An 11,788-nucleotide genomic window follows, 5' to 3' on the forward strand; every position below is an offset into this window, starting at 1 on the left:
CACGTCCCCGTGCTTCTGTAGGAGCGGCCGGTCGACGCTCGATTGCTCGCGATGGCGCCCGGCCTGACACACCGCGGCATCTGCATCGCGAGCAAGTCGGATCGCCGCCCGCTCGCTCCTACAGAAACGCGGCGCACAAAAAAGGGCCTGCATGTGCAGGCCCTTTTTGCTAGGTGCTTCTTGGTTGGGTACTTGCGCCGTCAGCTATTGAGCGCGGCCTGTTCGTTTTCCAGGAATTCCTCTTCAAGCAAGGCGTCGGCCTGACCGGCGCGGGCGCTTGGCGCTGCCGCGGCGCGCTTGTTGCGCAACCGGCCGAACAGGTGTTCCAGGGAGTTCTCCAGCTTGGTGGCCGCTCCTTCGATGGCCAGTTCCAGGGATTCGGCTTTGTGGGTCACGGAAATCGGTTGATGGCCTTTTGGCCGCGCCTCCAGTTGGCAGCGCAAATCGTGGGGACCGGGCTTGTCGCCGTTCTCGTCCCGCAGATGAACCTCGACTCGGGTCAGGTCCTCCTCGTAGCGTTCGAGCGTGCTCTCAATGGTAGTACGTACCCACTCCTCCAGTCGGATGCTGCTTTGAATATGGTTATCGCTATTGACCTGGATTTGCATAGTTCTTCCCTTATTTCAGCTAGCTCGCGAGAGGAACCGCGTGCCCCTGAGGGCGTACTTTTTGCGGCCTCTTGGTTACAGAGTTGGGCAGAGCGCAGAACAATTCAACCCCTTAAAAAAGATAAATATCTATTGGCAAATAAAGCCGGACAAAGCGCAAAAGCGCTGTTAATGTCGGGAGTTGGGTCGCCTCACTCCCCTGTCCTTTCTGCTTACCCGTGTCCCCCTCCCAGCGGGTGCAAACCGCGAAATATCTCCGCCTCTTCCACCAGCCAGTCGTGCACCGCGCGCACGCCCGGATGGCTCAGCGCGCCCGGCGCATACAGCAGCACATAACGCTTGTGATTGGGCACCGCGAGGCCAAACGGCACGATCAGGGTGCCGCGCTCCAGTTCATCGTTGAGCAGGGTGCGCCGGGCAATCGCCACCCCCATCCCGGCAGTCGCCGCCTCGATGGTCAGGTGGTTGCGGTTGAAGGTGTGCCCGCGCCGCACATCCGCGCCCTCGAAGCCGATGGCATTGAGATAGAACTCCCACTCCGCGTACTCGTAGCTGCCGCGCCAGGCAGTGATGTCGTGCAGCAACGGGAAATGCACCAGGTCTGCCGGACCGTGCAGCGGCGGCCGCCCGCGCAACAGGCCCGGGGCACAGACCGGGAAGATCTGCTCATCCAGCAGGGCTGTGGATAACAGTCCCGGATAGCTGCCGTCATTGAGGTCGATGGCCAGGTCGAAATCACCTTCATGCAAGGCCACGCTGCTGTCCTCGGCCACCAGCCGTAGCTGAATGTCCGGAAAACGCTGCTGCAGCCGGGGCAGGCGCGGGGTCAGCCACTTGCCGAGAAACGACGGGATCGAGCGCAGGCGCAAGGTGCCGCTGATCATCCCGGCATCCAGCCGGCGCAGTTCGGCGTCGATGCTGCCGTAGGCCTCGTTCACCGTGATCGCCAGCCGCTGCCCCTCGGCGCTCAGTTCCACTCCGCGGGCGCGGCGGTGAAACAGGCGAAAACCGAGCCGCTCTTCCAGCAGGCGGATCTGCTGGCTGACCGCCCCCGGGGTGATGTGCAGTTCTTCCGCGCAACGGGTGAACGACAAGTGCCGCGCGGCACAGGAAAACACATGCAGCCAGACATAGGTCTGGGCATGAAATTGACGACTCATCGTTTAGTCCTGCTAAAGGCTGTCTTAGGAAAATTCGTTGGTCAGTATTGACCGAGCTAGGCAGTATCGCCGACCTAACGCTCGGCCTACAAAAAATGGCAGCGATTTCTCTTCCATTGCTTGTAAGGCTTTAGCATGGCTATCAGTGTTTTCGATCTCTTCAAAGTCGGCATCGGCCCGTCCAGTTCCCACACCGTCGGCCCGATGCGCGCCGCCGCGACCTTCGCCCAGGGGCTGTTCGAGCAAGGGTTGCAGGCGCAGGTGCAGCGGGTGGAAATCCGCCTGTACGGCTCGCTGTCCGCCACCGGCGTCGGCCATGCCACCGACCGCGCCTGCGTCATGGGCCTGATGGGCGAATGGCCCGACAGCATCGACCCACGCAGCATCGGCCCGCGCATCCAGCAACTGCGCGAAAGCGGCGAGCTGAGCCTCGGTGGCCGCTCGACCATCGCCTTCGACTGGCACCGCGACCTGCTGCTGCTCGACGAAAGCCTGCCCTACCACCCCAATGCCATGTCGCTGTCGGCCTTCGGTGCGGACGGCCTGCTGTGGCGGCAGACCTACTACTCGGTGGGTGGCGGTTTTATCGTCGAGGAAGCCGAAGTGGCCGAAGGCGCTCCGGCGGCCAACAGCGTCGAGCTGCCCTACGACTTCAACAGCGCGGTGGAACTCCTGGCCCTGTGCCAACGGCATCAATTGCGGGTCTCGGAACTGATGATGGCCAACGAGCGGGCCTGGCGCAGCGACGCCGAAATCCGCAGCGGCCTGCTGCACATCTGGGCAGTGATGCGCGAATGCGTCGAGCAAGGCCTGCGCCACGAAGGCACCCTGCCCGGCGGCCTGGATGTGCCGCGCCGCGCCGCCAAGCTGCATCGCAACCTGCTGGAAATCGGCAAGCCCAACGTCATCAGCTCGACCCTGTCGGCCATGGAGTGGGTCAACCTGTTCGCCCTGGCGGTGAACGAGGAAAACGCCGCCGGCGGGCGCATGGTCACCGCACCGACCAACGGCGCGGCGGGGATCATCCCGGCGGTGCTGCATTACTACATGAAGTTCAACCCCGAAGCGTCGGACGACGACGTGATCGACTTCTTCCTCGGCGCCGCCGCGGTGGGCATCCTCTGCAAGAAAAACGCCTCGATCTCCGGCGCCGAAGTCGGCTGCCAGGGCGAGGTGGGCTCGGCCTGCGCGATGGCTGCGGCTGGCCTGGCCGAGGTGCTCGGGGCCACGCCGGAGCAACTGGAAAACGCCGCGGAAATCGGCCTGGAACATAACCTCGGCCTGACCTGCGACCCGGTCGGCGGCCTGGTGCAGGTGCCTTGCATCGAGCGCAACGCGATCGCCGCGGTGAAGGCGATCAACGCCACCCAGATGGCCCTGCGCGGCGACGGCAAACACTTCATTTCCCTGGACCGGGTGATCCGCACCATGCGCGATACCGGCGCCGACATGCACGACAAATACAAAGAAACTTCACGGGGCGGCCTGGCCGTGAGTTGGGTGGAGTGCTGATCCCCCTCTCCTGACCGTCCGCCCCACGTGAGCCCGAGCAAAAATAATAACGAGGCGATACCGATGACCGATGTACGAACACCCGCTGCCGAAAACCCTGCCGTAGAGACTGCCCGCGACACCACGACCACCAGCCAGGGCTGGAGCAAACACGACACTACCTGGATGCTCGGCCTGTACGGCACCGCCATCGGCGCCGGCACCCTGTTCCTGCCGATCAACGCCGGGGTCGGCGGCTTCTGGCCGCTGATCGTGCTGGCGCTGCTGGCCTTCCCGATGACCTTCTTCGCCCACCGCGGGCTGACCCGCTTCGTGCTGTCCGGGCGCTCCGGCGACATCACCGAAGTGGTGGAAGAACACTTCGGCATCGGCGCCGGCAAGCTGATCACCCTGCTCTACTTCTTCGCCATCTTCCCGATCCTGCTGGTGTACAGCGTGGCGCTGACCAACACCCTGGGCAGCTTCATGGAACACCAGCTGCACATGACGCCACCGCCGCGGGCGATCCTGTCGCTGGTGCTGATCCTCGGCCTGATGGCCATCGTGCGCTGTGGCCAGGGCGTGATCGTGCGGGCCATGAGCGTGCTGGTCTATCCCTTTGTCGCCGCGCTGTTGCTGCTGGCCCTCAGCCTGATCCCGAACTGGAACGGCGCCTTCTTCGCCTCGGCCAATGACGGCATGTCCATGCCGCTGTTCCTCAAGACCCTGTGGCTGGCGATCCCGGTGATGGTGTTCTCGTTCAACCATTCGCCGATCATCTCCGCCTTCGCCGTCGACCAGAAGCGCCACTACGGTGCCCAGGCCGAGCGCAAGAGCAGCGGCATCCTCGCCGTGGCCCACGGCATGATGGTGCTGACGGTGATGTTCTTCTGCTTCAGCTGCGTGCTGGCCCTGTCGCCGGCCGACCTGGCCGCGGCCAAGGCGCAGAACATCTCGATCCTGTCGTACCTGGCCAACCACTTCCAGACCCCGGTGATCGCCTATGCCGCGCCACTGATCGCGCTGGTGGCGATCACCAAGTCCTTCCTCGGCCACTACATCGGCGCCAGCGAAGGTTTCCAGGGGCTGATCGTGAAAAGCCTGCGCAGCCGTGGCCGGAGCCTGTCGTCGCGCTGGCTGGAGCGTTGCACCGCGCTGTTCATGGTCCTGACCTGCTGGGCCGTGGCCACCTTCAATCCGAGCATCCTCGGCATGATCGAAACCCTGGGCGGGCCGGTGATCGCCTGCCTGCTGTTCCTGATGCCGATGTACGCAATCCGGCGGGTGCCATCGCTGCGCCAGTATTCGGGCCAGCTATCGAATCTGTTCGTGGTGCTGATCGGCCTGATCGCACTGTCAGCGATCATTTATTCGTTCATGCCCTGAAACGGGTAGCCAAAGAAAAACGGACCTTTTGGTCCGTTTTTTTTCGCCCCCGGATTTATTGGCCGGCGGTTTTCCCGGCATGCCCTTTGCTTTGCAAGAGCGGAGGAATACGGACGTTAACCAACCTCAGCGAACGGCCTGCCAGTGGTCTGGAGATGCGAACTAATCCCGACCACAGCCGGTCAATGACTGCACGATACAATCAGGCGGTGACGCACATGGATAACCCCTTTCAGCTGATTACCGATGCTTTCGCCCCGGAATACCGGGTCAACCTGAGCATCCAGGGCCTGGACGGCAGCATCATGCTGACCCTGTCCAAGGCCGGCCGGGTCGTGGCCAAGCGCATGATCAGCGCCGAGCAGCGCAACGATCCGCAGCGGCTCAAGCGCCTGGTGCAAAGCATTCAGTTCGGCATCGCCATCGAGCAGGGCCACAGCGCCATGGCCATCCTCGAAGCCATGACCAACAGCGACAGCTTCAAGCTGCCGCTGCCGGCCGCCAAGGGCCGGCCCGCTAACCGGCCGCCCCTGACCGTAGCGATTTAAAGCTCGCCCTTCTCGACTTCCGGATGCTCGCTGGAACCCGCGCCGACCTTGCGTTGCGGGTGTTCGATCTTCACCGACGGGAACTGCGACGAGGCATAGCGCACCACCAGGATGGAGAAGGCCAGCAGCAGGATGCCGCCACACAGGTAGATGATCCCCAGGTCCGGCGGGTTGTGGTGCGACACGTTGGAGATCAGCAGGCGGGTCAGCGCGGTGATCGCCACGTAGATCAGGAAGCGCACCGGCATGTGGTTGGTCTTGAAGTAGATGCCGACCATGGCGCCCAGTTCGAGGTAGATGAACAGCAGGAGAATGTCATCGATCTTGATATGACCTTCTTCGAGCATCCCGAGAAATTCCATCACCGCCGCCCAGGCCGTCACCGCGCCGATGGCGAACAGCGCCAGGTAGTGAAAGGTCTCGACGAACAGGTTGCCCAGGGACTCGGCCAGCTGGTGGACGTTCTGCCGCAGTTTCTCGGCCCAATTGATTTTCACGATGGTTTTTCCTTAGGTCGACTCGACCGGATGATGCGGGTTGGACGTGACGGTTGTTCTGCATGCAGAAAAAAGGCCAGCGTCTGGGGGTGAGATGGTGGCTGATGCAGACAAGGCACGTTCAGGCCGGCGGCAATCTGTAGGAGCGAGCTTGCTCGCGATAGCGTCTATTCAGACAAGGTGGTGAATGGCCGCTGCGCGGATCGCGAGCAAGCTCGCTTCTACAGGGGAGGGCTGACAAACCCTGAAACCCGGCTAGATTAAAAAGCCACTATTCAAAGCAGCAGGATTCGCTTATTCTGCGCGCTGTATATAAATACAGTAGTAGCAAAGACCCATTATCGTGAAGGCATGTGAGGTGGTGAATGGCCGTCGAAGTGGTATACCGCAGCAGCCGAGATCTGGAGCGCTTGTTCATGGATAAAGCCGAAGCTGACCGTCATGACAAAATGCTCGAACTGGCTGAATTGCTGGCGCAAGTGTTGCAAAAAGCTGTGCCGTCCCTGAGCGAGCAGCAGGTGGAAGAAGCCGGGATCTACATGGCGAAGAACCGCGACGTGTTCGCCAAGGCCTTCAAGAGCCAGCCGGACGCCCTGTCCGAACTGCTCAGCGCGCCGGTTGCGGCGGCCGAGCCAGAGGCTCCGCTGGCAGCCCCCGAAGCCGCAGCACCGGCCAAGCCCGCCAAGGCGAGCAAAGCCGCCAAGTAAGCAGGCTCGAATTGAACAGGCCCTGAGTCTTTGGCTCAGGGCCTTTTTCATGCCTGTGGAAAACTAAAGCTCGGGTTGCTCCAGCGCTTCGACCAGCGCCTTGAAAAACCGCGCCGCCTCGCCGCCGGTGACCACCCGATGATCGAAGGTCAACGACAGCGGCAGCAGCGGATGCACCACCACCGCGCCGTTCACGGCCACCGGCTCGTCGCGGATCACCCCGGCGGCGAGGATTGCCACTTGCGGCGGCACCACCACCGGGTTGGCATAACGGCCGAACAGGGTACCGAAGTTGGACAGGGTCAGGGTCGCGCCCATCATCTCCTGGGGGGGAATCGAACGCGCCTGCACATCGGCGCGCAAGCGCGTCACTCCAGCCTTGAGGTCGTCCGCGTCGCGCTGGCCGACATTGCGCAGCACCGGCACGAACAGGCCATCGGGGGTGTCCACGGCAATGCCCAGGTCGAGGTGCTGGTGCTGCTTGATCGACAGGGTCTTGCCGTCGAACGCGCTGTTGAGCACCGGTTCCACCGCGCAGGCCGCCGCCAGCGCCTTGGCCAGGCGGATCAGCGGATCGCGGGCCTGCCCCCAGCGGTGCAGGTCGGCATCGCCGTAAATCGTCACCGGCACCACCTCGGCATGGGAGCGGGCCATGTTCAGCGCCATGCTCCGGCGTACCCCGCGCAGCCGGTCGCCGCCGAACCGCTCGCGTTCCTGCTGCGCGGCGTTTTCCACATCGCTGCGGGTGACCAGCCCGTCCTTGGCCGAACCGCTCAAGGCATTCACATCCACGCCCAGTTGCCGGGCCAGTTGGCGCACCGCTGGCGTGGCGCGGGCCGCCATATGCTCGCGGGTCGAGGGTGCGGCGCCGACAAAAAACCGGTCCTCCTGACTGGCCCCGCCACCTTCGAGGCGCCCGACCACGGTGCCGGCATCCGCCTCGCCTTCGTAGCCGAGCAAGGGTTCGCCGACATGCAGGATGTCGCCCGGCGCGCCGTAGGTTTTCGCCACCACCCCGTCATAGGGCGCGGGAATGTCCACCAGGGCCTTGGCGGTTTCCACCGACACCAGCAACTGATCGGCCTTGACCGTATCGCCGGCCCTGACGTGCCATTCGACGATCTCCGCTTCCTGCAGGCCTTCGCCCAGATCGGGCAGTTTGAAATATTTCATCGCAGCCTCCTCAGGCGAAGTTCAGGGTGCTGTCGCAGGCGTGAAGAATGTCTTCGACGCCGGGGATGTACAGCGACTCCAGGCGATACAGCGGCGGTGGAATGTCCGGCGCGGTGACCCGCAGGATCGGCGCCTGCAATTCCAGCAATGCCCGCTCGTAGAGGCTGGCGGCGATTTCCGCGCCGACCCCGCAGGTGCGTGGCGCCTCGTGCACGATCACGCAGCGCCCGGTCTTGCGCACCGAGGCTTCCAGGGTGTCGAGGTCCAGCGGCTTGATGCAGGCGACGTCGATCACCTCCGCCGACACGCCCTGCTCGGCCAGCGCGGCGGCGGCCTGCAAAGTCTCGACGATGCTCGCGCCCCAGCTGACCAGGGTGATGTCGCTGCCTTCGCGCAGGGTGAAACAGCTGTCCAGCGGCAGGCGCTTGCCGTCGTCCACCAGCGGTTGCGGGTTCATGCGGTAGAGCCGGGTCGGCTCGAGGAACAGCACCGGATCCGGGTCGTCGATGGCCGCCAGCAGCAGCCCATAGGCCCGCGCCGGCGAAGACGGCACCAGCACCCGCAGCCCCGGGATATGGGCGAACAGCGCCTCGGTGCTTTCACTGTGGTGCTCCGGTGCGCGAATGCCCGCGCCCATGGGCGTGCGCAGCACCATCGGGCAGGTGATGCGCCCGCGGGTGCGGTTGCGCATGCGGCTGGCGTGGGACACCAGGTGCTCCATGGTCGCGTAGATAAAACCCATGAACTGGATTTCCACCACCGGCTTCAGGCCCTGGGCGGCCATGCCGATCACCAGACCGCCGAGCATGGTTTCCGCCAGTGGCGAGTCGATCACCCGCTTGAAACCGAAACTGTCGCGCAGCCCCAGGGTGGCGCGGAACACCCCGCCGTTCACCCCCACGTCCTCACCCAGGACAATCACGTTCTCGTCCTCGGCCATGGCCCGGTGCAACGCCAGGTTCACCGCTTCCAGCAGGCTGAATGTGCCATTACTCATGGTCCGCACCTCCCGCCCGCCGCGCCAGCCGTTCGAGGAACATCTCGCGCTGCTCGGCCAGGGCCGCCGGCCACTGCGCGTAGACGTAGTCCAGTACCGACTCGGGGGCTTGGGTACCCGCCGCCTCGAAGTTATCCACAGCACGCTGCACCAGCGCCTGGCATTCCCCCATCAGCGCCTGCTCGCGGTTTCCCTCCCAGACACCCTGCCCGACCATGAAGCGTTGCAGGCGTTTGATCGGTTCTTCCAGCCAGGCCTGCTTGACCTCATCCGCGGCCCGATAGCGCGTGGCATCGTCGGCGGTGGTGTGGTCGCCCAGGCGATAGCTCAGGCATTCCAGCAGCACCGGTCCCTTGCCGTGCCGGGCACGCTCCAGGGCCACCTGCACCCGGTCGTACACCGCGAGCATGTCGTTGCCATCGACCTGTTCGCCGTGGAAGCCGGCGCCGATGGCCTTCTGCGCCAGGGTCGGCGCGCCGCACTGGATACGCCGTGGCACCGAGATTGCCCATTGGTTGTTGTTGACCACGAACACCACCGGCAACTGCCAGGTGCCCGCCACGTTGAGGGCTTCGAGGAAGTCGCCCTTGCTGGTGGCGCCGTCGCCACAGGTGGTCACCACCACCCGATGCTCGCCACGGATCTTGAACGCGCTGGCCACGCCGCAGGCATGCAGGGCCTGGGTGGCGATCGGCACGCAGATCGGGAAATCCTCGGCCACCGCCGGGTCGACGAAATCGCTGCCGCGCTCGTCGCCGCCCCAGTACAGCAGGATCTCCTCCATGCGCACTCCGCGCATCAGCTGCACGGCGGTGTCGCGGTAATAGGGCACCAGCACGTCTTCGGGCCGCATCAGGCTGCCGATGGCCACGCCAATGGCTTCCTGGCCGAGGGTCGGCGCGTAGGTGCCGATACGTCCGGTGCGTTGCAGGGCCACGGCTTTCTGGTCGAACAGGCGGGTCAGGACCATCTGCCGGTAGAGCCGGGTCAGCAGATTGAAGTCGTCGGCCCAGGCCGGCAGGTCGCCGAGCAACTGGCCGTCGGGGGACAAATAGCGGGTATAGGGAAGTGCAACCTTGTGAGGCATCACATGGCTCCTGGCACGCCGGGTCAGCGTGCAGTTGTTGCGCCCCGTGCTTGTGGCGCGGGGCCTACAGGGCGAAATGCCGGGTAAGGCCTTCGCCCCTAGCGGTACAGCACGCGCTCCGCCAAGTCGTCGGCCACCCGCGCCGGGGAGCGCTTTTCAGCCTGGGCGTGGGCGAAGACTTCGGTGAGCCGCTGGCTGATCTTCGACAGGTGGGCGGTGATGGTCGCCAGGTCTTCACCGCGATGCTTGAGCGAAACGTAGATCAGCCCGCCGGCGTTGATCACGTAATCCGGCGCGTAGAGGATGCCGCGGTTTTCCAGCTGGTCGGCGACCTGCAGGTTGGTCAGCTGGTTGTTGGCCGAACCGGCCACCGCCGAGCAGCGCAGTTGCGCCACGCTGTGGCTGTTGAGCACGCCGCCCAGCCCGCAGGGCGCGAGGATATCGCACGGGGTGCTGAGCAAGGCTTCGTTGGCGATCGGATGGGCGCCCAGTTGCTCCATGGCCAGTTGCACCTTGCCGGAATCGATATCGCTGACCAGCAACTCGGCACCCGCGGCATGCAGCTGTTCGGCGAGGGCGAAGCCGACATTGCCCAGGCCCTGGATCGCCACCCGCAAACCTTCGAGGTTGTCGCTGCCCAGGCGGGCCATGGCGGTGGCACGGATGCCGGCGAACACGCCCATGGCGGCATGCGGTGCCGGGTCGCCGGAAGCGGTGGTGCTGGTGACGTGCTGGGTGGTTTGGGCGATGCAGTCCATGTCGGCGACCGAGGTGCCGCTGTCGATGGCGGTGATGTAGCGGCCATCGAGTTGCTCGACGCAGCGACCGAAGGCTTCGAACAGCGCGGCACGGCTTTCGACGTGTGGCGGACGGATGATGACGGCCTTGCCGCCACCGTGGGGCAAGCCGGCCAGGGCGGCCTTGTAACTCATGCCCTGGGCCAGGCGCACGGCATCGACCACGGCACTTTCGTCGTCGGGGTAGGCCAGGTAACGACAGCCTCCCAAGGCAGGCCCCAGGCGGCTGCTATGAATGGCAATCACCGCCTTCAACCCGGTGGCCGGGTCAACGCTCAGGTGCAGCGATTCAAGGCGAGTGCTTTGCATGAGAGCGAACATCGTCGGGCTCCCGAATCACTTCTTGTAGTCGCCAGTATAGGCTTGTGCATGAAAATTGCTGGAGCGCGCGGGAATAAGCCGGACACCTTTTCAGGCTTTAGGAAATAACCTGCTACGGCATGTGTGCGGCACTGGACGAACGCCCGCGACGGGGCTAAAACGAGGCATTCGCCGGAGATTTCGATGAACCCGCGTCAAGCTTTTTTCGCCTGCCTGCAACAGTCCCCGCCCGCCCTTTTCGAGGCGGCGCTGTGGATTGCCGCCGAGCACGACAAAGAGGTGTCGCCCGAACAGTTGCTGCAGGATTTCAAGGAGCTGCAACAGCGGGTCAGCTCCGGCTTGCCGCTGCTGCCGGTCAGCGAACTGGGCCAGCCGCTGCTGCGGCGCATGAACGACCTGGGCTTCCAGCAGGACGAGTTCCTGCCGCTGCGGCCACAGGCGGCGCTGCTGGACAAGGTGCTGCACACCCGGCGCGGGCAACCGCTGGCGCTGGGGCTGATCGCCCTGGAGCTGGCGCGGCGCCTGGAAATCCCCATGGTCGGGGTCAACTTCCCCGGGCACTTTCTATTGCGCGTGCCCGGCGCCGATCACCTGCTCGATCCCTGCGGCGGGCGCCGCCTGTACCCCAACGACTGCCGTGAACTGCTGGAGCGCCAGTACGGGCCGAACATCAAGCTGGCCGCCGAGCACCTGGCCACCGCCAGCCCGCAGCAGATGCTCCAGCGCCTGTCGCGCAACCTGCGCCAGTTGCACCTGAGCCACGACGACCATCTCAATGCGCTGATCGATGCCGAGCGGGTCCTGGAACTGGGCAATGGCAGCGCCTCCGACTACCTGGCCCGCGCCAGCCTCTACCAGCACCTGGACTGCCCCAACGCCGAACGCTTCGACCTGGAGCACGCCCTGCTGCTCAGCGAAGACCCGATCCAGCGCCTGCGCCTGACCGAACGCCTGGGCCATCTGCCGCCCAATACCATCGTGCACTGACGGGGCGCTCTGCCTCCATGCCACAATGC

Annotated in this window: 11 protein-coding genes and 1 pseudogene; 5 read left to right on the forward strand and 7 right to left on the reverse strand. The window is 64.6% G+C overall.

The annotated features are described in order from the left end of the window. Positions 1–200: 200 nt before the first annotated feature. Positions 201–608, reverse strand: coding sequence for an HPF/RaiA family ribosome-associated protein (locus NRG23_RS14205; protein ID WP_009047054.1), 408 nt, complete (start codon positions 606–608; stop codon positions 201–203). 212 nt (positions 609–820) lie between these two features. Further along, on the reverse strand, positions 821–1,768 hold the full coding sequence (locus tag NRG23_RS14210; RefSeq protein ID WP_007932401.1) for a LysR substrate-binding domain-containing protein: 948 nt from the start codon (positions 1,766–1,768) through the stop codon (positions 821–823). Between the two features lie 135 nt (positions 1,769–1,903). Between NRG23_RS14210 and NRG23_RS14215 the strand changes: the two genes are divergently transcribed. The 3 genes from NRG23_RS14215 to NRG23_RS14225 all read left to right on the forward strand — a co-directional run bounded on the left by NRG23_RS14215 (position 1,904) and on the right by NRG23_RS14225 (position 5,193). Continuing rightward, positions 1,904–3,280, forward strand: a complete 1,377-nt coding sequence (locus NRG23_RS14215; RefSeq protein ID WP_009047053.1) for an L-serine ammonia-lyase — start codon at positions 1,904–1,906, stop codon at positions 3,278–3,280. A gap of 63 nt (positions 3,281–3,343) precedes the next feature. Beyond that, positions 3,344–4,645: a serine/threonine transporter gene (locus tag NRG23_RS14220; protein WP_102677216.1), complete on the forward strand. Its 1,302-nt coding sequence runs from the start codon at positions 3,344–3,346 to the stop codon at positions 4,643–4,645. Positions 4,646–4,863: 218 nt separating this feature from the next. Then, the gene (locus NRG23_RS14225) at positions 4,864–5,193 is read left to right on the forward strand and encodes a DUF3509 domain-containing protein (RefSeq protein ID WP_009047051.1); all 330 of its coding nucleotides are present in this window, start codon (positions 4,864–4,866) and stop codon (positions 5,191–5,193) included. Here the strand turns inward: NRG23_RS14225 and NRG23_RS14230 are convergent. After that, positions 5,190–5,690 carry a phosphate-starvation-inducible protein PsiE gene (locus NRG23_RS14230; RefSeq protein ID WP_009042237.1) on the reverse strand — a complete coding sequence of 167 codons (501 nt, stop codon included), beginning with the start codon at positions 5,688–5,690 and terminating at the stop codon, positions 5,190–5,192. The two genes, NRG23_RS14225 and NRG23_RS14230, sit on opposite strands and share 4 nt — an antisense overlap. Before the next feature lie 365 nt (positions 5,691–6,055). On the opposite strand from NRG23_RS14230, the pseudogene NRG23_RS14235 reads away from it, so the two are divergent. Continuing rightward, positions 6,056–6,313 (forward strand): annotated as a pseudogene (locus NRG23_RS14235) (YebG family protein); the annotation flags it as partial. 147 nt (positions 6,314–6,460) lie between these two features. Here NRG23_RS14235 and NRG23_RS14240 read toward each other — a convergent pair. The 4 genes from NRG23_RS14240 to NRG23_RS14255 all read right to left on the reverse strand — a co-directional run bounded on the left by NRG23_RS14240 (position 6,461) and on the right by NRG23_RS14255 (position 10,772). Further along, entirely contained in the window at positions 6,461–7,570 is a 1,110-nt protein-coding gene (locus NRG23_RS14240) for a dihydrolipoamide acetyltransferase family protein (protein ID WP_257374867.1), read from the reverse strand. 10 nt (positions 7,571–7,580) lie between these two features. Continuing rightward, a complete protein-coding gene (locus NRG23_RS14245; protein ID WP_124298538.1) occupies positions 7,581–8,567 on the reverse strand; it encodes an alpha-ketoacid dehydrogenase subunit beta in 987 nt (328 codons plus the stop codon). Continuing rightward, positions 8,560–9,654: a pyruvate dehydrogenase (acetyl-transferring) E1 component subunit alpha gene (pdhA, locus tag NRG23_RS14250; RefSeq protein WP_009047047.1), complete on the reverse strand. Its 1,095-nt coding sequence runs from the start codon at positions 9,652–9,654 to the stop codon at positions 8,560–8,562. Before pdhA ends, NRG23_RS14245 begins: the two co-directional genes overlap by 8 nt. Positions 9,655–9,752: 98 nt before the next feature. Beyond that, the gene (locus NRG23_RS14255; RefSeq protein WP_007932382.1) at positions 9,753–10,772 is read right to left on the reverse strand and encodes a Glu/Leu/Phe/Val dehydrogenase dimerization domain-containing protein; all 1,020 of its coding nucleotides are present in this window, start codon (positions 10,770–10,772) and stop codon (positions 9,753–9,755) included. 183 nt (positions 10,773–10,955) lie between these two features. Between NRG23_RS14255 and NRG23_RS14260 the strand changes: the two genes are divergently transcribed. Continuing rightward, on the forward strand, positions 10,956–11,759 hold the full coding sequence (locus NRG23_RS14260) for a SirB1 family protein (protein ID WP_009047046.1): 804 nt from the start codon (positions 10,956–10,958) through the stop codon (positions 11,757–11,759). Positions 11,760–11,788: the final 29 nt, after the last annotated feature.

Source organism: Pseudomonas sp. T8, assembly GCF_024610635.1.
In the GTDB taxonomy this organism is placed as follows: Bacteria; Pseudomonadota; Gammaproteobacteria; order Pseudomonadales; family Pseudomonadaceae; genus Aquipseudomonas; species Aquipseudomonas chlororaphis_I.